The sequence below is a fragment of the Nostoc sp. genome (genome assembly GCF_036917095.1).
GTDB lineage: Bacteria > Cyanobacteriota > Cyanobacteriia > Cyanobacteriales > Nostocaceae > Nostoc.
The window spans coordinates 108425-132161 of sequence record NZ_JBALFH010000053.1; the positions used below are offsets into that span (position 1 = coordinate 108425).

The 23737-nt window shown below is 41.5% G+C and carries 20 protein-coding genes; 9 read left to right on the forward strand and 11 right to left on the reverse strand.

The genetic code is table 11. The features are described 5' to 3' along the window. Positions 1-13 precede the first annotated feature (13 nt). Complete coding sequence (gene mrdA, locus V7L01_RS31220) at positions 14-1861, reverse strand: penicillin-binding protein 2 (protein ID WP_335041856.1); 1848 nt, start codon at positions 1859-1861, stop codon at positions 14-16. Between the two features lie 292 nt (positions 1862-2153). Here mrdA and V7L01_RS31225 point away from each other — a divergent pair, with 292 nt between their 5' ends. Together V7L01_RS31225 and V7L01_RS31230 are read left to right on the forward strand one after the other, a co-directional pair. Continuing rightward, positions 2154-3281, forward strand: coding sequence for an ABC transporter ATP-binding protein (locus tag V7L01_RS31225; RefSeq protein WP_335041858.1), 1128 nt, complete (start codon positions 2154-2156; stop codon positions 3279-3281). A gap of 225 nt (positions 3282-3506) precedes the next feature. Beyond that, positions 3507-3956, forward strand: a complete 450-nt coding sequence (locus tag V7L01_RS31230; protein WP_335041860.1) for a hypothetical protein — start codon at positions 3507-3509, stop codon at positions 3954-3956. Between the two features lie 144 nt (positions 3957-4100). On the opposite strand, the gene V7L01_RS31235 is transcribed toward V7L01_RS31230, so the two are convergent. The 5 genes from V7L01_RS31235 to V7L01_RS31255 form a co-directional block, all read right to left on the reverse strand. Further along, positions 4101-4874, reverse strand: a complete 774-nt coding sequence (locus tag V7L01_RS31235; protein ID WP_335041862.1) for an MlaE family ABC transporter permease — start codon at positions 4872-4874, stop codon at positions 4101-4103. A gap of 416 nt (positions 4875-5290) precedes the next feature. Next, positions 5291-5965 (reverse strand): response regulator transcription factor, encoded by a 675-nt coding sequence (locus tag V7L01_RS31240; protein ID WP_335041863.1) that lies wholly within the window; start codon positions 5963-5965, stop codon positions 5291-5293. 157 nt (positions 5966-6122) lie between these two features. Beyond that, positions 6123-7541 carry a sensor histidine kinase gene (locus V7L01_RS31245; protein WP_335041865.1) on the reverse strand — a complete coding sequence of 473 codons (1419 nt, stop codon included), beginning with the start codon at positions 7539-7541 and terminating at the stop codon, positions 6123-6125. Between the two features lie 46 nt (positions 7542-7587). After that, the gene (locus tag V7L01_RS31250) at positions 7588-8322 is read right to left on the reverse strand and encodes a DUF4079 domain-containing protein (protein WP_335041867.1); all 735 of its coding nucleotides are present in this window, start codon (positions 8320-8322) and stop codon (positions 7588-7590) included. A gap of 320 nt (positions 8323-8642) precedes the next feature. Further along, entirely contained in the window at positions 8643-9023 is a 381-nt protein-coding gene (locus V7L01_RS31255; protein WP_335041869.1) for a hypothetical protein, read from the reverse strand. Between the two features lie 251 nt (positions 9024-9274). Between V7L01_RS31255 and V7L01_RS31260 the strand changes: the two genes are divergently transcribed. Together V7L01_RS31260 and V7L01_RS31265 are read left to right on the forward strand one after the other, a co-directional pair. After that, positions 9275-10303 (forward strand): DMT family transporter, encoded by a 1029-nt coding sequence (locus V7L01_RS31260; protein ID WP_335041870.1) that lies wholly within the window; start codon positions 9275-9277, stop codon positions 10301-10303. 640 nt (positions 10304-10943) lie between these two features. Continuing rightward, a complete protein-coding gene (locus V7L01_RS31265; RefSeq protein ID WP_335041872.1) occupies positions 10944-12347 on the forward strand; it encodes a hypothetical protein in 1404 nt (467 codons plus the stop codon). Positions 12348-12881: 534 nt separating this feature from the next. Here the strand turns inward: V7L01_RS31265 and V7L01_RS31270 are convergent. Then, complete coding sequence (locus V7L01_RS31270) at positions 12882-14030, reverse strand: alanine--glyoxylate aminotransferase family protein (RefSeq protein ID WP_335041874.1); 1149 nt, start codon at positions 14028-14030, stop codon at positions 12882-12884. 278 nt (positions 14031-14308) lie between these two features. On the opposite strand from V7L01_RS31270, the gene V7L01_RS31275 reads away from it, so the two are divergent. The 4 genes from V7L01_RS31275 (at position 14309) to V7L01_RS31290 (ending at position 16751) form a co-directional block, all read left to right on the forward strand. Next, positions 14309-14698, forward strand: a complete 390-nt coding sequence (locus tag V7L01_RS31275; protein WP_335041876.1) for a DUF1499 domain-containing protein — start codon at positions 14309-14311, stop codon at positions 14696-14698. Positions 14699-14966: 268 nt separating this feature from the next. Beyond that, positions 14967-15635 (forward strand): DUF1345 domain-containing protein, encoded by a 669-nt coding sequence (locus tag V7L01_RS31280; protein ID WP_335041878.1) that lies wholly within the window; start codon positions 14967-14969, stop codon positions 15633-15635. Positions 15636-15749: 114 nt separating this feature from the next. Next, complete coding sequence (locus V7L01_RS31285; RefSeq protein ID WP_335041880.1) at positions 15750-15995, forward strand: ChaB family protein; 246 nt, start codon at positions 15750-15752, stop codon at positions 15993-15995. A gap of 180 nt (positions 15996-16175) precedes the next feature. After that, positions 16176-16751 (forward strand): GNAT family N-acetyltransferase, encoded by a 576-nt coding sequence (locus V7L01_RS31290; protein ID WP_335041882.1) that lies wholly within the window; start codon positions 16176-16178, stop codon positions 16749-16751. 46 nt (positions 16752-16797) lie between these two features. Here the strand turns inward: V7L01_RS31290 and V7L01_RS31295 are convergent, their stop codons facing one another. The 4 genes from V7L01_RS31295 to V7L01_RS31310 all read right to left on the reverse strand — a co-directional run bounded on the left by V7L01_RS31295 (position 16798) and on the right by V7L01_RS31310 (position 22543). Then, positions 16798-16962 carry a hypothetical protein gene (locus tag V7L01_RS31295; RefSeq protein WP_335041885.1) on the reverse strand — a complete coding sequence of 55 codons (165 nt, stop codon included), beginning with the start codon at positions 16960-16962 and terminating at the stop codon, positions 16798-16800. A 140-nt stretch (positions 16963-17102) separates the two neighbouring features. Continuing rightward, positions 17103-19532: an ATP-dependent helicase gene (locus V7L01_RS31300; RefSeq protein WP_335041887.1), complete on the reverse strand. Its 2430-nt coding sequence runs from the start codon at positions 19530-19532 to the stop codon at positions 17103-17105. Positions 19533-20253: 721 nt separating this feature from the next. Next, on the reverse strand, positions 20254-21027 hold the full coding sequence (gene aqpZ / locus V7L01_RS31305) for an aquaporin Z (protein ID WP_335041889.1): 774 nt from the start codon (positions 21025-21027) through the stop codon (positions 20254-20256). A gap of 427 nt (positions 21028-21454) precedes the next feature. Next, positions 21455-22543, reverse strand: coding sequence for a RuBisCO accumulation factor 1 (locus tag V7L01_RS31310; protein ID WP_335041890.1), 1089 nt, complete (start codon positions 22541-22543; stop codon positions 21455-21457). 238 nt (positions 22544-22781) lie between these two features. Here V7L01_RS31310 and V7L01_RS31315 point away from each other — a divergent pair, with 238 nt between their 5' ends. Beyond that, positions 22782-23726 carry a response regulator gene (locus tag V7L01_RS31315; RefSeq protein ID WP_335041892.1) on the forward strand — a complete coding sequence of 315 codons (945 nt, stop codon included), beginning with the start codon at positions 22782-22784 and terminating at the stop codon, positions 23724-23726. Positions 23727-23737: the final 11 nt, after the last annotated feature.

Here is a 23737-nt window from a genome sequence, read left to right on the forward strand (position 1 = left end):
TTGCCTCTTTTTACTAGTCTCCAGTGCTATGCCCTGAACTCTGAGTTTTAGCTTCTGATGGATCGGGCTGAGGTTTTTGATATTTACCTGGATACTTGTGCTGAAAATAAGCTTCTAGTACTTGTAAAACCATCGGCCCGCAAACAGTACCGCCATGATCGCCAGTATTTTCCCCAAAGGCCACAACCACAATTTCTGGCTTATTACTGGGAGCATAAGCACCAAACCAAGTATGATTGGGGCGACCAGCACCGGCTTCAGCAGTGCCACTCTTTCCAGATGCTGGGGCAATTGTCGGCACGTCCAAGCGCTTACCAGTACCTTCACTCACCACCTTCCGCAGTCCGTCGCGGAGAACTTTGATAGTTGTCGGCTTCATATTTAAGGATTCTCGCCAACTTTTTGCTTCTTCGTTGTCTTTAAGCAAATGTGGCTGAACTCGATAGCCGCCATTAGCAGGGACAGAAAACATAATCGCCGATTGCAAAGGTGTCACTTGTAAAGCGCCTTGACCAATTGACATATTAATGGTGTCACCAACAGTCCACGGTATCTTCCAAGTTTTCTGCTTCCATGTTTCATCTGGAACCAAGCCTATTGATTCTTCATCACGAAATTCAATGCCAGTTCTTTGACCAAAGCCGTATTTGCGACTCCATTGGATTAAAGTTGGGCCACCAACTTTTCTACCAACTTGATAGAAGAAAGTATCACTACTCATAGCCATCGCTCTCGGAAATCCCAATGGGCCAAATCCAGCGTGGTTCCACTCACCAAAAGTCACCCCACCAACGGTAAGAGAACCAAAGGTCTGTAATATTGAATCCGGAGAGAATTGACCTGATTCCAGTCCAGCGGTTGTAGTGACAATTTTGAATGTACTGGCGGGCGGAAAGGCGCTCAGGGCACGATTAACCAAGGGATGATCTTTACCTTGCACGCTTTCCCAATCTTTCTGGGAGAGTTTTTGTTTGGAGAAGATATTCGGGTCAAAGGTGGGGTAAGATACCAGTGCTAAAACAGCACCATTATTCGGGTCAAGGGCTGCGATCGCACCTCGATGATTTCCCAAAGCTTTTTCTGCTGCCTTTTGCACATCTAAATCTATGGTTAGGTGCAAATCGTTACCAGCTTTTGCCTGTTTCTCCCCTACAACCCGGATTGGCCTACCCGCACCATCTACTTCCACCTGCTGACCGCCCCACTCGCCCCGCAGTGTTTTCTCATAAGCCTTTTCTACCCCCATCTGACCGATTACATCTCCAAGTCGGTAGCCTTGCTGCTTCTTGCCCTTTAACTGGTCGGCGGTCAACTCTCGTGTATAACCTAGTACATGTGCCAATACCTTAGCGTGGGGATAATAACGTACAGAATCTGTATTGATTTCCACTTCTGGGAGTTCATTTTTATACTCCTTTAATGCTGTGATTTCTGCTTCGTTTAGATCGCGAGCGACCCGGATGAGTGAAGAAGAATTAGCGCCTGCTTGTTCTAATTTCTTTTCCATCTCATCTTGCGAAATATTGAGAATTTGCGCTAAACGCGGGCCGACTACAGACCAGGAAGGCTTAGTATGTGCCATCGGCCACAAATATACAGAGCTAGGATAGCGAGTACTAGCTAAAAGTTTGCCATTTCGGTCAAAAATATTGCCCCGTTCCGGTTGTTTGAGAATCATCCGAATTCGGTTTGCTTCGGCTCGTTCCCGAAGTTTTGGCCCTTCAACAATTTGCAAATATGCCAAACGCGCCCCAATACCAGCGGCCATTAATAGTGTAAATACGATTAAAAATATTGATTGGAAACTACGTCCAACTGTACGTGTATCTTTTTTGCTGCCAATTGATGGGAATAAAGACATAAACAATTAAAAATTAAAAATGAATAAACGCAATCCTAGCAAGCCTTTTAGCAATTGCTAATCTGCAATTCTAATGCATATTAGCTTAATCAAAGATGTTAAAGCACTAGTATAAATAAATTTACAGCTTTTAAATGTATACATAGTAATGAGTACATAAGAATTGGGCGAGTATATTCTTGAACATTTGTTTTTGGCGGATACAATAAACCAAAGTGTCAAATCTAGTCTGCCCATATAGACTACATCAATTGACAAAATAACGTAATATCACGGCATTCTACTGAGGACTATGGCTCAAATTGTCATTCAGAATCAGAGGGGGATAACAACTTTTCAGCCACTTGATGTTGAACTGCGTAATATCTTCAAGTTTTTTAACCAAGAACCAGCAGTAAATGGAATCGACTTGGATGTTAGACAAGGAGAATTCTTTAGTATTTTAGGCCCCTCCGGTTGTGGTAAAACAACAATACTGCGCTTAATTGCTGGATTTGAAACCGCTGACGCTGGCAAGGTGTTGATTCAGGGTCAGTCTATGACTAATGTGCCGCCTTACCGCCGACCCGTCAATACTGTGTTTCAAAGTTACGCTCTATTTAACCACCTGAATGTATGGGATAACATCGCCTTCGGACTAAGATTAAAAAAAATACGCAAACCGCAAATTGAAGCTAGAGTCCAAGAAGCTTTAAAGCTAGTGAAAATGGAAAGTTTGCGATCGCGCTTTCCCAATCAACTTTCTGGTGGTCAACAGCAGCGAGTTGCTTTAGCAAGGGCCCTAGTCAACCGTCCTACCGTCGTACTACTTGATGAACCTTTAGGAGCGTTAGATTTAAAGCTACGTAAGGAAATGCAGGTTGAGTTATCAAATTTACACAAAGACTTGGGATTGACCTTTGTGATGGTGACACACGACCAAGAAGAAGCATTGTCTTTGAGCGATCGCATTGCAGTGATGAACCAGGGCAAAATTGAACAAGTTGGTACTCCCAGCCAAATTTACGAACGTCCCTGCACATCTTTTGTTGCTGATTTTATTGGCGATACTAATTTATTCAGCGGTGAAATTGTCGCGGTAGACTCCTCTAATGTTAAAATTTCGACCAAAACGGGACTCTCAATTGTTATTAGCCGGGCTGAAGATACACCAACTGAATTATCACAAGCTGTGGTCGTAAGCGTGCGCCCAGAAAAAATACAGCTTTCGCTTTATCCACCCAATTTGCCAGCTAACTGCTTTGAAGGACGGCTTGTCAATGTTATGTATTTGGGCACACACGTTAATTATGTTGTGGAATTAACAAATGGAATTAGCATAAATGTGCTACAACCTAATACTTTTGGTGGTTTACCAGACCGCGAGACACCCATTTACGCTTGGTGGCCAGAAAATGATTGTTTAGCTATTAGTCAATAGTTATAATAATCTGCCTTAATTAGTAAGAGAATCACAAATTCAGTTCCCTCACCTGGTAAGCAATTCACTTACAGTAAGAAATTATTAGTTTGCTCGGTCTCTCACCTAATATTTATAGTGGCTTGGTGGATAATTTTTCTTGACCAAATCCTATGGGTGCAAACGGTGAGTTATAACATTCAGTAATGGAATAATATCTTGACCCCGTACTAATAATATCAACCCATGTCAATTTTGAAAAGAGTTCCTTGGGTGTCCCTGACGCTAGTACTGCTTAGTTACAGTACTTTGGGCTGGTTAATATCTGAAACACGTGCTCCTCTGTCTGTATGGTTGGTAACTGTTGTTGCTATCTTGCTTTTAATAGTAACGTTGACCGCTCCCTGGGCAAAAATGACATATTACTTCGGTATTTTGCTTAAATCAAATACGAGGTCTTTCGGCGTTGCCGTATTAGCAGCTTTCTTGTTTTTTATTATGATTGCTTGGTTTGGGGTATTTCTTGATACCTTACTTATCATTTCAGCAACTATATTAGTCAGGATAGACTTTCAAAAAGCGGGTCTTAGGGAAGGGCTAGCCTTTTGCACTGCGTCTATCTTTTCATTGGGAGGTTTAGCTTTGGGTGCTCTAATCTACAAGTTAATATATTCTCAAATTCCGCTAACGTCATGAAGTATATCTAAAAAAGCTAGTGATGCCTGTGGCAAGCTGCACCAATGCTTCAGAACCGATATTGCTTACCTAAATATTCCTTTTTGGCTCAAATTCCCGGCTTTTTTTAGAAGTCGGGAATCTTATTCAATAACTTGCTTGGGTTCAAAATGCGGGCTGTTCAAATAGCAGTAGAGAAAGGAAAAAATCCATGATAAAAATTGACACCCAACTCGTAACAACTGCTTTTGTTGCTGATTCCCCCACTTCCTTGGCTCCTCCCTTAGTCGTTAACCCCCAACTACAGCCAATGACAGCAACCAAGACTCCAAAAATAATCCCTTTTAGCAAAATAATAAACAAATCTGAGGGTTCTAAAATATCTCTGACTGATTCTAAAAATGCTTCTGGAATAATTTGGTAAAAGTGTGATGCGGCAAAAACTCCACCCATGATACCAGTAACTAAAGCTAAAATCGTCATCAAAGGCAGCATTAAACTACAAGCAATTACTCTCGGAAGTACTAAATAATCAATTGGATCGGTTTTGAGCATATAAAGTGCATCAATTTGCTCTGTTACCCGCATTGCACCTATTTCTGCTGCAAAAGCAGAACCTACTTGTCCCGCCATAATACTAGCGGTCAAAATTGGAGCCAATTCTCTACAAAAAGCTAAGGCAAAAGCACCTCCGACAGCATTGACAGCCCCAAACCGGACTAATTCTCTCGCTGTCTGAATAGTAAAAATCATTCCTGCAAAACCGCTGACAAGGAGAACTGGAGAGATAGAACCTGGCCCAGCAGTCACCATATGTTGCAGAATCTTGCGGTAGCACGTTTTTCCTTGGAGTAAATGTAACCACACTTGACCGAAAAGCAGTACTGCTGCAAAACAGCGTACAATCCCAGGTTGCTCAAAATTTGTTTTTAGTCGCAATTTTATCGTCCTTAAGACTGACTTTTTTTGCACACATTTTATATCAATTCTCCAAAATAAGGCTACAGATACAAATAGTGGAAATCCAGCCCAGTCTGGAAAAAAAGGAGACTTATCAAAATTTCTGTGCAGAAATTTCGCTTTTGAGCGTTGCTTTGCTTGGTACCGGCGCAAATACCGCCGTCTCGTTGTCAGATGGAAACGTCAAAAGTTTACTTTTACACATTCATTAACCTTGCTACAATCCACATCTGGATTCACAAAATATTATTAGTGAGATAGGTTTATGGAATTTTTTATAAAACAAGTTGGTGTAGAAATTGATTTCATCAAATAAATCCTTGGGTTAATATCGTTCCTGCAAAAGAAAATGATAACACCAGGATATGAATGAAAATAAAATATTTTGGTTTTGACTATTCGCGAAGTACATAGCCTACACCACGCACCGTATGAATCAAGCGTTTTTCATTATTCTCCTCTAGTTTTAAGCGCAAGTAGCGGATGTATACTTCGATGATATTGGAATTACCCATAAAGTCGTAACCCCAAACTTTTTGTAGAATTTGGTCTTTAGTAAATACCTGACGGGGGTGTGAGAGTATATATTCCAACAAGTCAAACTCTTTAGCCGTTAACTCAATTGCCCGCTTACCCCGGTAAACTTGGCGAGTCCGGTGATTTAAACTCAAGTCTTCAAACTGAAAAATATCCCGATCTGTTTCTTGAGTGCGGCGTAGATGAGCGCGGATTCTAGCTAGCAGTTCCTCAATACTAAATGGTTTGACTACATAATCATCAGCTCCTGCATCCAAACCTGCCACGCGATCGTTAACTTCATCTTTCGCTGTCAGTAAAATTACTGGTATCTCGATTCCAGTTGTCCGCAATCGACGACAGATTTCCAAGCCTGACAACCCTGGGAGCATCCAATCAAGAATGATTAAATCTGGCGATAACTCCCGTGCTAACGTTAAACCAGCGATGCCATCATGTGCGACGCTTATATTGTAACCTTCGCTACTTAGTTCTAGTTCAACAAATCGCGCCAGTTTAACTTCATCTTCAACCAAGAGAATATTTGCGGTCATATTTGTGATTTTAAAGTGGATAGGGTTACGTCGCTTTGCTTTAAATTCAAAATGACGCTCGCAACTTGCTAATGCTGCGCTAACAAAATTCAAAATTTTATATCATGAGTCTGTTTCGGTGACAATCAAAGTGCTACTTTAACCTGACTTTGACTAGTTATGTAAGTAGAGTGATGGTAAACACACTCCCTTCTCCTAATTTTGATTGCACAGATACACTACCACCCATACCCTCTACAAGTGTCTTAACAATGGATAAACCCAAACCACAACCGCCAGTAGCATGAGAGCGGGATTCATCTACGCGGTAAAATCGCTCGAAAATGCGTATTTGGTGTTGTAAAGGAATACCATAACCTTTGTCACAAACTTGAATAATCGCTTTGTCATGAAACTGATTTAACTTTAAAACTATAGGCGTACTAGCTTCAGAATACTTAATAGCATTATCAATCAAATTGAGTAATATTTGTTTAAACCGGCTGTAGTCTATTTTAACTTCGATGGGGTAAGTTGTTGACTCGATTGTAATTACGCGATCGCTATATTTTTGCGCCATCACCACGACTTCTTCAACTAAGTCATTCAACACATAAGATTTCATCTGAAAATTCAAATGGCCACTATCTGCTCGTGCTAAATCAAGTAAATCTTGTAGCAAGCGAATGGTACGTTCGGCTTCTGAAGCAGCAGTTTCTAAAGCTTCTTGTTGAATTTCTGTTAAGTTATTCTGCCGTCGCAAGACGCTTTGTAAGTAACCATGTACAATCGTCAATGGCGTGCGTAACTCGTGAGAAACATTGCTTACAAATTCTCGTTCTTGCTCCCAAGATTGCGAAAGACGCGATAACAGCATGGTTAAAGTTTTAGCTAATTCTTTGACTTCGCTGGGTGCATTATCAACATATAGTTGTGCTTGTCCTAAATCTTCTACAGAAATGACAGAAGTCATCTGACTTAGCTGGCGCAGTGGTTGCAGAGAACGCCTAATATAAAATGTACTTATCGTTATTATTACAATAATTGCCACAATACTGCTAATATTCAAACTTCGCAGCATTGCCATAAACATAGTTTGTTCGCGGGTAATATCCTGCACTACAAAGAGTTTACCCAACAACTTACCCTGCACTTGTAAAGAACCACTACTCATAACAAAGTAGCTTTGATTAACTTTGTAAATTTGTGCTTTAATCTGCATATTACTCAGGGACATTAGCTCAGTCACCGTAGAGTCAGATAATAAATCCAAATTAGCAGATTTTATCAAAATTTTATGATCGGGACTTTTTACCCATAAAAGTATGTTGGTATTTGCCAAGCTATTGATAGCCTTTTGCAATCCAGTTTCCGGTTGCATCATTTCACTATAAAGTTGCACATCGTGTGGCAAACGTCTAGCGATTTTTTCTATATCATGCTTACGACTATCAATTAAAATTTGCTGCATTTTCCAATTAGTCCATGCAGCAAAACTACCTAATATTAAAGTTGAAAATGTAGCTATACCAATGATTAGGCGTAACTGCAATGAAAAAGGGTCAAGATTTATCCAAATCTTTCTGGGTTGCTTCACTTTTTAGTTTTATCTAGGGATTGAAAATTATTGTTAGTTCTATTCATTATTGATTTTTGGGGAGAGAAAGTGGCTGGATTGTACAATCTTTATTATCACATTTTTGCTTATAAAGCATATTGATATAGGGTTCTTGCCAAGTGAGTGGAACTTCTAACAATGCACGCGTTCCTGTTATCCCCTGTCCGATAAATAGTAAGAGAGCGAGGGAACTAAGAATAATGTGAACCTTGCGCCAGCGATTGGTCTTATCTTTATAAATGTCTGGCAAAATGGAGAGTGAAATAATCATCAGCAGAGCAGAGGTTAGCCCATAATAATAATGGGAGATATACCACTGGTCAGTTTTGCGGTAGATACCATCTTGACATCCAAGCACTACTAATGCAATTCCTGTGAGGGTTGCAAATATGCCACGCCAGTTTTTCTGCTTTGCCTGATAGAGTAGATACAGAGAAGCGATCGCAGCCACAAACAATAAACTGATAAAGGCTACCTGAAATGGTGCTTTCATCCAAACTTGATTTTCTAAAATATTACCAAAAATATCGTTGGCAAACGCTATTAAAACAATACCTACAACTGCTCCAGCTAGCCAGCGCCCCAACTGAGTATGCTCTTGTCCCACAGTGGGGGGGATTTTACTCTTACCTGTGGCTAAAGTTTGCAATCGGCGTTGACGGACTTGTAAAGCGCGGTTGACAATGATGCCAATTAAGGGAAAGACTACGAGTACAGCGATCGCTGGATGTAACAACAAGATAGCATCTCTAAATTCCATATTTAACCTCTCACCAGAAGTTACAAATTAGTTTTTATCGAACAGAATTCAGGAGTTAGGAGCAAAGCCAAAGACGCTCCTGAATTCTTCTTAAATTATTTATGTCTACCTATTTATCAGAGCTATTTCGTTCTAGACATAAACCGCCCAGAACTAAAGTTCCGCGGCTCATAGCAAAAGTCGTCTAAAGACGACTAAAAGCCTTTATTAGTCGTCCTTTAGACGACTTGGGATATTAGCCTCAGAATTTATTTTGAGGCGATTTATTCTGAGGCGGGCTAGATGAGAATGAAATAGCCCGACCTATTTACAAATAAGGATTATTTGACCTCATCAGCGTCAAACTTTGTTACTTTACCTTTTTTAACCGCAACTATTACATCAAAGGTAGAACAGTAAGCAAAGGTCACATTATTGGCTTTATTGTAAAGATTAACCACCATACCTGCACCACCGGGTTGAACAGCTAACGGTTCAAGATCGCCAAAAAAGAAACGACGTAGTTCATCACCACCACCAAACTGACCTTTATGCTTGATGACCAAATCAATCTTTTGTTGAGTACTCAAACCTGTAGCATCTTTCTTTTCTGCGGCTGATGCTTGCATGAGTGAAGGACTCACAGTTTGAAGTGGAACATCCCAGACTGTTAGCATACCAGCAAGAGCAACACTTGTAAGCAGAGAAGAAGCAATTTTCATTTGTTTTTCCTTGTGTTGAAGTTTCCCGATGAACTAAAGCATCTCATCTGCTACTGAAGTTCAAGTGAAACCAATCTAGTAATTGACTGAATTTATTCCTTAGAAAAATTTAGTTTAGACTCAGCAGATTCTCAGGAAACTCTGATATTTTCAATCTCAGCCTGGTTTAAGTGTTTTATCAGATTCATTTCACCTTAAATTACCCAAGTTAGCTGAGTATAGTAAAGAGTATTTTTTGCAGCAGTATTATTATGAGCAGACCGAAAAGATGGCATTCTTTTATTTATAAAATTCCCGGTCAAACCTATCTCTGGCTAGCAATTTTGATTTTTGGAGCTTCGAGTGCAGTTACCCGCAAGTTGACACAAATTGGCGCTCAACATTTAATGGATGGTCGAAATCCGATATCTCTCTGTAATGTTTTATTTGTAGGGAATCTATGTGCCTTGATAGTTATGTTACCTATTTATCGGCGACAGTGGAACAAAAAAGCTTTGCAGCAATTGTCAAAGAAAGATTGGTTGGCGCTGATAGCGATCGCTATTTTATCAGGAGCGCTTGTCCCTGGCTTAATTTTCCAGGCATTAGCATTAACAGGGGTGAACAATATTATTTTGATTGGACGCTTGGAACCACCTCTGGCTATAGCTTTATCAGTCTGGTTGTTGAAGGAACGGGTAAATCGTTGGGAAGTTGTAGGAGCGATCGCTGCATTTGTCGGGGTTGCCCTAACTATTCTCCTGCAACCCTCACAGACGAATACGATCGACATGGGTGTTTTAAGAGTAGGCGTTGGGGAAATCTTAGCGGCGATCGCATCTGTAGTTTCAGTAGTTTCAACGATTATTTTTAAAGGATGGCTTTCCAATATCCCTGTGGGAATCTTTAGTATCTTTCGTACTGCTCTAGGAACTGTAATATTTTTCTTTACTGCTTTAGTTCTCTATGGCAACGACCACTTTATGGATGTATTTTCACCTTTCCTGTGGCAGTGGATGCTTGTTTATGCTGCTGTAATTGTGGTTTTAGGTCAGTCATTTTGGCTCAAGGGCTTGAAAGCTTCTACCGTGTCAACGGCTTCCTTGGCTGGCTCTTTTACTCCAATTGTGGGAATTTTGGCAGCTTATTTGGTATTGGGTGAAGTCCCTACCTTTGCTCAATATATCGGTGGTAGCTTGATTTTAGTTGGTTTATTCCTGGGTCAACTTGGTGTTCGCTTTCAGATTTCTCGTAATGTTGCAGCTCAAGTAGAACAAGGTATGGGATTTAAAGGGATCTGAAAATTTCTCATTTCTCCCTCATCTTCCTTGTCTGCTTGTCCCGAATGGCACTTTGAGCAAAAAGATACTGGTGAGATGATATGCAGCTTTTTTAATTCTTCTGGGTGGAAAACACGCGCCAGATAATAAAGACCGTGAAACCTAGATAGGTGAATACTGTCAGCCATTCTTGCCAGCTACCAAATTCATTATTCATCAGCAAAAGTCGGAAAATTAATATTTTTAGATCCTACACGCTGAAGCTGCCAGTCGCTTGCTGTATTTTGGGAGATAAAGGCTACTCAAAAATTTTTAGCAAATTTTCCGGAATCGATAACAGCAAAGTGGTATCACTTATTAGAGCATCGATATTATACTGAACTTCTATAACTAACCTTCGGGGAATATAGCCCCATTGTTTCAAAAGCCTGGTCATGAAGACTGGGCTTTTGATGTTTATACCAAGATGAGTACGGGAAAAACTAACCACAGAGGCACAGAGAACACAGAGAAATAAGGGTTCGAGAGAGCTTTTTGTGAGCCAGGGTTAGAGCGAGCGCAGCGCTTGTCTAAACTATCCGCGTATCAAATAAAACTTTATTCCAGAAACTTTTAAGAGATTTTATCGGTCTGGTTCTCCAAATTCTGCAAAAATCAGCCAATGTTATCTTCTGCTCAAGGTATTCCCGGATTACCCGATTTGACGCATCCGATTGAGCTTGTCAAATTTGGAACTCAGGCGCTCAAAGCGTCACTGCTATTAGTATTTTTGGTCGTAGCTTTGGGAGTTGCGATCGCACTAATCAGTTTTTCTCTACGTCGAAGCAAGCCGGAACAAGTTATATTCATCGGCGAATGGGCTGTTGGTTATTCTCAACTGCTGCGGGGATTACAGCATTTAACTTTAGTATTAGTTCTGTTAATACCGGGATTTTTTCTCTGTTCAACTTTAAGCAATCGCTACCACTACTGGGAACAAGCAAGGGTGGCTCAAGTTGCTGAAAGTGTTGCAGGTGAAAAGCTCGAACAATTTGCGCCGCAAGTACGCTACTCTATTCGAGAGCCATACTCTTATAACACTCAAGTCAATGGCAAGATTGTCAAGGTAAATGAGACACGAGAAATCAACCGCTTCTTGACGTTGGCTGGTTCGCAAATTCAAGTCAAGCTTGACCAAAGCGTAGATGTTCCAGGTCGCAGCTCGATTTATGTGGTAAATTATACTGCTGATTATAAAGTAGTTAACCAACTCAAGGATATTAATAATTTTTTCTTTGAAGTACCGCCACCTAACGGCTACACACTTCTTGCTAGCTACAAAGTTGAACGTGATGGTACTAGGTTACAACAAACCAATCCGGGAGACTATGGCTTTCCCTTCCAGCTACAACCAGGGGAAGAAACCACTTTTCGAGTCACCTATCAGGCTCAAGGAGGGCCTCGCTGGGTTTATAGCGCAACGGGACAGTTGCTTTCTAATTTTAGCCTCATAGCAACTGCTAACTTTGCTCCGGCTGATTTTGCTAGTGGTGTTGTACCGAATGAGATTAAAGTTAACGGACGCAGTACGCAATTTACTTGGAAGTTTGACGATAATGTTTCAGTCAAAAATCCATTTGGAGTGTTTACCAACACTGAACCTATTCGTCATACGGGCGTAATTCCGCGTCTTTTATTGCTAGCACCAGCAATCTTTTTGTGGTGGATATTGTTGTTATATTTGTCACTACCAATGAGTTTTAAAAATATTGCGATCGCTGCTAGTATTTTCTTTGCTTGTCTATTGACTTTGACCTATCTAGCTCGCGTCATGAATGCTGAGTTAGCTTGGACTTTAATTTCCATCATCTTACTGTTTCTGACATGGGGATTGGGGGCAAATCGCAGTGCTTCCCTTGCTGCTATTATCTGCACTATTGCCGGAGCAGTATTACCCATCTTTGGCTTATTAGTACCGTTCAGTGGACTAACCCTCAGCCTCGCGGGTTTGCTTTCAGCCGTTTGGCTAGCAGTTCGTCACTGGTATGGTTGGTACAGTTTGCATCCAAAAGACCAAAGATTGTAGGGCTGTGGAAAATGCTAAATATTAGATTAGCGAAATTTTAGCAAATAGAATTTATGGATAACGATTTACTGGCTTTTTTGGCGGGTGCTGGGTTACTCGTCCTCTATCTCATCTTTTCTGCATTGACTGAAATGGGAACTAAACTCCCCTGGAAGAAATAAGCAGATGGGGGGATGAATCAAGAGATTGACAGTTATTAAAATCAAAAAAATGTAAATTTAATGCATTAAGCCTACTTAAAAAATTTACATTTTTAAACCTGATTGGGCTTGGAAAAAGGAATAAATATCCTTTACGCTGAGTTAATATACTTATTGTTCGAGGGAATGCCAAATGCGCGATCCACAAAAGAACCAGATTAAAATTGAGCCAGCAACCCTCGTATTAATTGTGTCGCTACTAATACTTGTGCCTCTACTGTTTGTTGGTTTTTTATCGCAATGAGTTAGCTTTAATTTTCAAACGAATGTTAGCACGATGCCTTTTCTATCAGGTGCGTTAAGCTACTGTTAACGCACCACGATCGCCCGAAAACTACTTAGGTAAAACTTGCCGTAGTGCAGCTAAAAGTTGGTCAACACTTTCCTTTCGACTATTAAAGCCCATCAATCCGACGCGCCAAACTTTACCAGCTAGTTCGCCAAGACCACCGCCAATTTCAATATTATGCTCATTGAGTAACTGCCGAGCGATCGCTTTCCCATCTACCCCTGTTGGAATGCAGACAGTGGTAAGTGTTGGCAGTCTATACTCTTGCTCAACGTGCATACTCAGTCCTAAGTTCTCCAACCCTTCCCAGAGATATTCTACGTTTTTCTGATGACGCTGCCAGGAGTTTGCTAACCCCTCTTCTGCAAGCAAACGCAGTGCTTCCCGCAATGCATAATATAAATTAATCGGTGCTGTGTGGTGATAGGTGCGTTCAGGGCCCCAATACTTACCCAGTAACAACATATCCAAATACCAGTTTGCAACCTTTGTTTGGCGCTGCTGCAATTTCTCAACGGCACGCGGACTCATTGTAAAAGGCGAAGCACCAGGGGGGCAACCCAACCCTTTTTGGCTACAACTATAAGCTAAGTCAACTCCCCAAGCATCCAAAAACAAGGGGACGCCACCTAAACTTGTGACTGAATCCACTAACAGCAAAGTGCCAAATTCACGACACAAATCAGCGACTCCTTCCAATGGTTGACGTGCGCCGGTGGAAGTTTCGGCATGAACTAGGGCTAAAATAGTTGGACGATGAGTTTTTAAGGCAGTTTGGAGTTCATCTAAGTTAAAAACTTGTCCCCAAGGTTTGGTAATGGTTCGCACATCCGCACCATAACGTCCAGCCATATCCACAAGGCGATTACCGAAATAACCAGCTACACCAATCAAAACCACATCACCGGGTTCTACAGCATTGGCGATGGTTGCTTCCATTGCGGCTGTTCCCGTACCACTGACTGCAATGGTGAGTGGGTTTTCTGTTTGCCATACGTAGCGTAGCAACGACTGAATTTCATCCATCAGTGCGAGAAAAGCTGGATCGAGATGCCCAACCGGTGAAGTATTCATCGCCTGGAGAACTGTGGGATGGGCATTGGAGGGCCCAGGCCCCAACAGCAAACGGGATGGAATTTCTAACGGTGTGAGTTGCAAGCGCCCAGAGTCGTTGATTGAAATTGTTTGCGTCATAATCTGTTTTCGCTTAGACGATACTTACCGGATCATAGAGCGAACGCATCACCGATGTTTTAGCGAATCTGTCATGAAGAGGAAAGGGGCAGGGGGGAGAACCCGATAAATAAATTTGTTTGCTCTGAAACCCTCGATTGCTGGGAAATTACAGTATCTTCTCCCCTGCTCCCCTTCCTCTTCGGTCATTTGCCAGAAGATGCGATTACGGCAAAGTATTACAGTGATTCAACCAAATGTGAGAGAGTATACTTATTCACTTACCCGAATACATAATTATGGTTTTTGCTGGCAAACGACCAAATAATTTAGGTATTAGCAACGGTAAATTAGCACCCTGCCCTAATTCCCCTAATTGTGTTTCTAGTCAGAGTACAGATGCAACCCACAAAATTGCACCACTGACTTTTACATCTACCCCAGAACAAGCCATTACTAATCTTAAACAGATTATTGAGTCATTACCAAGAACCAAAATCATTAGCGAAAGCCAAGATTATTTATATGCAGAATTTAAAAGTGCTTTACTGGGATTTGTGGATGATGTAGAATTCTATCTAGACCGGAATGCTAATGTTATCCAAGTACGTTCAGCCTCACGCTTAGGTCAAAGCGATTTGGGTGTTAATCGTCAACGAATAGAAACGATTAGGGATCAGTTAAAATAATTCGTAATTCGTAATTGAATTAGTTAAAAATTTACACCACAAGAAGTAAGCTGATGCACTTTTAAGTTGAGTAGTTCAAATCGCTAGAAAGATGGAGATGCAAAGACACAAAGATGCAATTTGAATGATGATTAGCTTAAAGCCTACCAATTTTATAATTTGGTGCGATCTTCCACTGACAATTAGGTTAGCGTAGCGGTAGCGAGTCCGCGAACGTCATTACGGATTAGTTATACCAGTCTGGATAATATCTGCGATCGCAATATTTGTGAAACTTAATTTATTTAAAAACTTTGACCCCCGCCCCAGACTGATAATTGCAGTCGGACTCGCTGTATTAGTTTCAATAATCCTTCCATCTTGGCTGCACTTACCTACTCGCATTCTCTGCGCTTGGAACTCTTGTGCTGACTTTTTCTTAGCCGTAACCTGGTGGAAGATGATCGAGGCTAACCCAGAAAAAATTCGCCGTTATGCTGAGAATGAATATGAAGGGCATTTAGCTATATTTATGCTGGTGATAGCTGCGGCTTGTGCTAGTGTTTTAGCGATCGGGTTTTTACTAACTGAGAAAAAAGGGTTAACAACAATTCTGCTGACCCTACATGTCATACTTTCAATTATGACCATTGTCGGTTCCTGGTTACTAGTGCATACGATGTTTGCAGTGCAATATGCACACAGTTATTACAAATCTATTAGTCGTAATAATAGAGAAGAAATCACCAAAGGTTTAGATTTTCCTAATAACGACTATCCAGACTATTGGGAATTTTTATATTATTCATTTGTAGTTGGGATGACTAGCCAAGTTTCAGATGTGCAGACGACATCACGCGAGATGAGGCGCTTGACTCTGCTTCATGGCATATTATCCTTCTTTTTCAATACCACAATTGTAGCGATGAGCATCAATATTATTGCATCGCTGATTTAAAAATCGCTTAACTCAGCCAAAAGTATGATTATTTGCTTCTCTACTTGCAGAAAGAGGAAATTCTATTGCAAGTTTTTTAGCATGAACTTAACTTGAGATAATCGGAGTAAGTTTATGACCGATCGAACAATAAATGAATTACCTGGTGAAATCAGAGAACAGTTGCCCGAACACGCACAGCAGATTTTTCTAGCTGCATATAGTGCTGCTCAAAGTAATGGTTCAAATGAAGAGGGTGCGCGTGAAATTGCTTGGAATAGTGTAAAAAATGAATACGAACCAGGCAGCGATGGCAAATGGCAGAGAAAGGCTGAAGACACTGCTATACATAATAAATCTGTTGTCTCTGGTGGCAATTGAGTAAATTCAAGCTTGGCATAGGCATCTTTTGTTAGAGATAAAGCAAAATTTAAAGGGAATTCCATTTTTACGAAGTCGGCATGGGATTCCCTTTTGCTTTTTCAGAATTTTTGCAAGATGATAGACATTTTGAACAAACTATAATTATTTAAATATTGGCTAGAAAAATCTATATAAAACATGCTAATTGAACAAGACGAAATTGCTATTCGTCTAATGGAAGATGAAATATATGATTATGAGTTGATGGCAAAATGGTTAACTGATGCACAAGTTTTGAAATTTTATGAAGGAAGAGATAATCCTTTTGATTTAGAAAGAATTATAGAAACGTACAAACCGATGATTAGGGGAGATGACCCGGTTGTTCCCTGTCTGTTCTACTATCGAAATATTCCCATTGGTTATTTGCAGTATTGTGCGCTCAATGACTTATCTCAAACTGATAGGCAATTGTATCATCTCGATCGAACTGATTTTGTCTACGGAATTGACTTGTTCATAGGCGAAACCGACTATTGGAACAAGGGAATTGGTACAAAAATATTGTCAGCAGTTATCAGTTATCTTTTTGAACGGCGACAAGCTCATAAAATTGTCATCGATCCTCATGTTGACAATCCTCGCGCTATCCGTTGCTATGAAAAATGTGGTTTTGTGAAAGTTAAGCTATTGCCCGCCCATGAACTACATGAAGGGGAATACTCAGATTGTTGGCTCATGGCAATAGATCAAAAGAATCCATTGCACTCCTAATTTATGCATCATGACTGGTAAGTTGGTATGAGAGGATGTTACAAAATTAACTCGCGTGTTCCCAGTCACTGAGTAACTCATGCTGTTGTACTATTTTCTTGCATTGGCGGAATGGTACTTTAGGAGTACCAATATTTATGCCAGGAAAAGACTGTTTTTTTGTCTTGCTCGGTCTATTTTCTTGTGTCGTTGTCAACTGTTGGGTTTTCATTGGTAAATCAATTTCTGATTAAAATCTCAGCACCAATTTATAACACCAATTTTCAAATGGCAACTTTCACTTTAGATAGCTTATTTCGTACAAATATTCACAATGCGATCGCTACTAACTGTGAATTCAATTCAGTTTTGTTAGAGTTTTGCTCCCGCTTGTTTGGTCATTACTGCTAAATTCATCACACATTCAGGAAATTGGCGCTTTAATGCTGGAAAAACCGGACAAGGCGCTTGTTCTTGTAAATTGTCCGGTTTACTCCAAGTAAAGGGGGCTTTCTGCGCTGCTGACATCCACACCAGACGCTTTGCTCGTGTCATCGCAACGTAGAGTAAACGGTATTCCTCAGATATTTTCAAGTGCTTTGCTTGTTCCCATGCTTGTGTAACATCTGGTATGGTAGATTCACCGTGGAGAGCAGCACGAATTTGGGCGCGGGCTACTTCTGATAAGGTAAAATCCCCTAAGAACTGGCTTTGGGGAGGAACCCAAAATCTCCCAGGAATCAAGTTTTCGTGGAGAAAGGGAAGAAACACATAGTCCCAATCTAGCCCTTTGGCTTTGTGCATCGTAATAATGGTCAGTTGACCGCGACGAGTGTAACGTTCTTCCGAATCTTCGGTTTCCACTGGTTCAAACCGTTCGGAACTGACGATTTCACTTAAAGCTGAGAGCATTCCCCCCATCGAACTATTCCCAGCTATCTGCTGGTTTACCCGTTCTGCAAGTTTGTCAGCAGTTGCCAATTCTGCCTGGTCGTAATTTAAGGTCAAGGCGAGAAAGGAAATTAGCTGGTACAGGGGTAATTCCAAGCGGGCACGAAGTAAATTGCGACACAAGCGAGCAGCTTTTTGGACTGTTTCTGGCTGGGTTGCTGCTAGGGGGCCAGGATACAAAAATTCTTCTGGGAGACTAGCAAGGGCGTTGAGGTCTTGAGTAGGTATTAACTGGCGCTGTACTAATGCTTCTAGTGCGGCTTTGAGGTAATCGGGGGAGTGGGGGCGATCGCAAAATTGCAGTAATGCTAAAATTTCTTGGGGAACATGGGAACGGCGATCGCGTTCTCCCACATCGTAAAGTGTAATATTATGCTCTTTGCACACAGGTGTCAGAGCTTCTGCTAACCATCGTCCTTGGCGATTTTCTCGCACTAAAATCGCTGCACTATTTTGTGTTGGGTCTTCGCCAAATAACTCGATTACTCTTTGAGATAACAATTCAACGGTGTGATGAATGTCACGCGGGGTATAAAGTTCTAATCCTCGCCCTACTGGTGCTGGGTTGGCGTTATTTTGCGGATCGCCTGTTTCAACAGGGCGAATTGTCTGCAAGCGAAATGGTACTTGTCGGTTGTCAGGAATCAGTTGTCCGTTATTCGTTTTTGCTAAGGACTGATTATTGATCCATTTGAGGGCAAAGTTAGCAGCTTCAATGATAATTCTAGTACTGCGACCAGCTCGATCCATCGTTGCCAATCGTTCAATGCGATCGCACTCTTCGCAAAATTGCCGAAAATAAATCGGATCGGCTGGGGTAAAAGTAGAGTTAATTGCTTGGTTGGGGTCGCCAACTCGGACTAGATTGAGTGGGGAGTGCGTAGAGACGCGATTCATCGCGTCTGTATTCATCCCCTCATATCCCCCATCACTCGCCAAAATTTCTAACAACTGCGTCTGTAGGGGGCTAGAATCTTGGGCTTCATCTTCAAAGACGGCGAAAACTTGGTTTTGCTCGATGCGACGGGCGCTGTCGTTTTCTAAAACGCGCAGTGCGGCTAAAATCATATCGTCGTAGTCAATGAAATCACGCGATCGCATTAAGTTTTGATATTGTTCATACAATCCCGCTGCTACGCTCAAAATTGCATATTCGTCTGTGGTTTGTTTACTCCACTCCCGTAACCTTTCTGGCGATATCCCAGAACTTTTTGCTTCATGAATTACCGTATTAGCCAATTCCGGCAATACTTCTGTTCGTAGCACCGATTGGCGACGCAATCTTTCTGTCTCTTCTCCGTCAAATTGATGACCTTCTAATAACCGCAAATATATTCCGGGATTATTTGCAATCCATTGCTCTACGGCTGTTCGGATAAAACGGTGACTTTGGGTTGGTGTAATTAATGTGACATTTTCTAACTGCAAACCCGATAAATCAGGATGGCGACTGGCAATGTTCAACGCTAGACCATGTAGGGTATAAACAAAAAAGCCCGTCTGAGGTAGAGATAATTTCTTTAAGTCTTTGCGGATCTTCGCTTTAATGTTGGCAGCAGCAGAGCGAGTAAAAGTAACAACGACTAAGTGACGGCGCGAGGATAAACGTTCGTACTGACGTGCGATCGCGATCGCTGCCGCCGCCGCCATCCCAGTAGATTTGCCTGCACCAGGGACGGCGGAAATAGCTAGGGGGCCAGATTGCCAATCAGCCATTTGCTGCTGTCCGGGGCGGAGACTGTTGCGAATTGCTAGAATTTTCTCCCGCAGAGAAGGAACAGGCGATCGCTCAGACAATTCTGAGTGGAGTGATTCTTGAACCACAGGAGCAGTAAATTTAGAGTCTGACATAATTTTATATATAGATGTTGAATGTAATTTGCAAACCGCAGAGATAAATAATCTTTGGTGATTATTAATCCCAAATTACTAGATTGCTGATAGTAGTCTATCAAGTTTTATTTAATAGGTTCGTAGTTTAGACTTTCTAATTTCCACTACTCAATTATTTTTTGCCAATCGGAACCTGGAACAACATAATAATCCCCCGACAAAACAAATTTCGCTTTGCTCATTTGTTCTCTAAGTCGGAGGATTGTTAATAAATCTCAAAACTAAATTTCAAGCGATGCCTACGGCGATCGAGTAGCTCTGCCGTACCCCCTACTCAAAAGCCAGCTACGCGCAGCCTGTCGGAGAAAAGTGCGGGGTGCACCTACGCAACTTCATCTGAAGATTGATTATAGACCAATACAGTTCAGATAAGCCCAAAACCCTCATGTAAAAACGCAATTTATCGCTCATGTAGAGACGGCGATTTATCGCGTCTTCAAAAACCAATTATCTACACCAATAATTTTTAACCCAAGCGTATTGAGATATAAGGCAATACGCTTGGGTTAAGCGCCACTTGTACAAAATCGTGGGTTTTGAGACGCGATAAATCGCCGTCTCTACAAGTTTTTTGGTCTTAACCCAAGCGTATTGGATTATAGGCACAAAGCAGATCCAATCTATTGCCCGTTATCAAAACCAGAAATACCGGGCTAACTCGTACAGTTGAAAATGACATTTAGACTAGCTCTTTGACATTTTGCCGTTCATCCACAGTTGATTCACTAAAGACGGCTACGTACAACCATCCCGCTACAATAGCCCCCAAAATAGGAGCTATCCAGAACAGCCAGACTTGGGAAAAAAGTTCTACACCTGCAAATAGAGCAACTCCAGTACTACGGGCAGGATTAACCGAGGTATTGGTTACAGGAATACTAATCAGGTGAATCAAGGTGAGTCCAAAGCCAATTGCCAATGGAGCAAATCCTTTAGGAGCACGCTTATCAGTCACACCCAGAATAATCAGCAGAAACATGAAAGTCATCACAACTTCACTAATGAAGCAAGCAAACAAGCTGTATCCACCTGGAGAGTGAGTCCCGTAGCCGTTAGTGGCCAATGGGTTCGAGCCAGTCAGGGAAAATCCAGTCTTGCCGCTAGCAATCAGGTAGATAATGCCCGCAGCAACAACTGCACCGATTATTTGAGAGCCGATATAAGGTAACAAGTCAGACCCCGGAAAGCGTTTACCTGCCCACAGTCCAAACGAAACAGCTGGATTGAAATGACCACCAGAAATATGACCAAACGCATAAGCCCCTGTGAGGACGGTAAGCCCGAATGCCAAAGATACACCTACTAATCCAATACCCAATGGAAAAGAAGTATTCTCGCTGATTTTTGCTGCATCTGCTGTGTAGGCTGCGGCTAGAACAGCACTACCACAGCCACCTAAAACAAGCCAGAATGTGCCGATAAATTCGGCCAAACAACGTTTTGTAAGAGACATTTTTAGACAACTCCTGTTCAGCTAGAAACGAGTGATGGCTATGTTCCACAATGCTTGAGTTATTCCTGTCAACAGGAAATCCATTGCGTTTATTTCGTGATGAAATTAAATTCAAAAAAGAGAAATTTGTTTTTTCTTGAATAATTGTGGTGATAAAATATGAAGATACCGGAAAAACTAAAATCACAAAAAAAATGCTTAATTTCTTAAGCATTTTGCTCTCATAATTTATCTGTTAAGATTCTTGAACCAGTGCATTTTATTAAAATTCATTACAACACTCAAATAACTTTTGTAATGATTTTATACACTTTTTTAAGCAAATGAATCGAAGAGTTGGGAGGGCAATTTTAATCGCCAACGGCTAACCCTCATAAATAGGATTTAGGGGCTAGCCCGCCGTTAAATTATCTGTCTAAAATTGAATTTATTCGTCAATCTGCCAGGAATCCTTAGTTAATTCTTCATCCAAAATTTTCTTAGGACGAACGATGATGATAATTTGTCCTAGTAAGGGAATTTCTGGCTCAGTTTCAAACCACTGAAAATCTAATTCACCACCATTTTCAACGACAAAGTAGCTGGAGGCATCCCATTCTCGTTGGGCACGATCTATCACTACTACAACTGGCCCTATTTGGCTTTGGGTTTGGATGGGGAAGCGATCGCTATTCGCTAAAATCACTACTGGATCAACTGCTGCCAACAACACTTGCCAACCTGGTAATGGTATCCAAGCTTGTTCTCCAGAAAACTTGACCAACCGAAATGGTTCAATTTCTGTCAGTATGGGCACAGCTTGCAAGTCTTGTCGTGATAACGGCAACTCGCCTACCACGGGCAAAATTCGGGGTAATTGTTCTTCAAATTCCAGACGGTAAAAGGGTAGAATTGGCGCTGGACGTTGGGGAGCAGTAGTAAAATCAGTCAGTAGTTGTTCGATTTTTTGCCTTGCTGCTGGCGTGTGAGCAAAACGCAAACCTTTGGCGATCAGGCGCGATCGCTGTTGTAAATCTGCATTTTGGCGTGCCAGTTTCCAAACTTGATGAGCAACAGCATCTCCAGGATGGGCAGAAAACCCTTCTGGCAAAGTGCGGTAATAAGAGAACTCTTTTAGTGCTTTTGCTATTTCCCGTGCCTCATCGGCATCAACATTGTGGACGAAGATTAGTTCGGCGGCGGCAGCGCGTTCTTCTTGGGTGAGCAAACGCAGTTCGTATAAAACATCACTACCGCGTGTGGCATAGTGCGATCGCGTTGCTTCCGATACTCCAAACTTTTCCAAAGAATTGTAAACTTGAGAACCAACAACTACCTGATTTTGTTGAATTGGCTCAAATCCAGTCGCCTCAAAAATGTCTTGGGGGTTGTAACCAGTTTTTAGCAACGAGGCGATCGCCGTTCCCCATTCCACCCAGTTGCCTTGTTTTTGCCTCAGCCTTCGCAGTAATTCTTGCGCTACATCGTTGGTAGTATCTTCTTCGGGATTCTGAGCGTTGGGTGGTAGATCAGTCATAATCGGAGTGCGAACTTCAACTTGAGAGGTTGATTAATACCTCATGAGCAAGTCTTATTCTAATCTATGAACTACCCAGACCTACTGCCTTGAGTTCATCTGTAGAAACTTATCTCGATTTTTAGAGTTTTAAAATATGCAAAATAACTCCGTATAAACCCTTGGCGATTTTCGGCTATTCTCAACTAAACTTGGTATGGAATATAACAAGAGAGTGAATATTTAAAGGAAATATCTTATGGATAATCCCAGTGTCGAAATTGATAAAGTCCAATATCAAGTGATGACTCTCGAACGACCAAAAAAGCTGAAAATCCTGGTAGTTGACGATGAGCCAGATAATCTCGATCTGCTTTATCGCACCTTTCGACGCGACTTTAATGTTCTGAAAGCTGATAGTGGGGTGAACGCCCTACAAGTTTTGGCATCAGAAGGGGAGGTAGCGGTGATTATCTCCGATCAACGGATGCCAGAAATGAAAGGAACTGAGTTTCTCAGCAAAACTGTACCTCAGTTTCCCGATACAGTCAGAATAATTCTCACTGGATTTACTGATATTGAAGATTTGGTAGAGGCGATTAATGCTGGGCAAGTCTATAAATATATCACCAAGCCTTGGGACCCAGGCGAACTGAAGGCAGTAGTACAAAGAGCAGCAGAAACCTACGACTTGCTCAAGCAACGTACAGAAGAATTACGCCGCGCTCATGCTCAAATGGCGCTGCTGAGTGTTTTGGTACAGGTAACTCAAGCAGCTTCTAGCTTAGAAGAAACTCTGGCTCCAATTGCTAAGGCTGTGAGTGAGACTTTTGGGGCAGAAGGCTGTATCCTACAACTTACAGATGGAAATACTCTGATTGCGACTCAAGGAAGTTACAGCGATACAGGTACAATAGAAAATTGGCTATCTCTTGACCCACTAACAAGGGAAGCGATCGCCACCAGGCAAATGCAAGTTTCCTTAAATGTACTTAAAGACACTAAATTAGTTGAGGCTAGTCACTACCAAAATACGGGTGTGCAAGCACATTTAGTTATTCCAATTAGCTACCGCAATCAACTTTTGGGCGTATTGTCGCTACAGTGGAAACAACCTTGCACTTTGCGAGAAGATGAATTAATGCTAATTAATTTATCAGCGCAACTGGTGGCGATCGCTCTTACTAGTAGTGGTTGCCATTAAACCACTGTGTA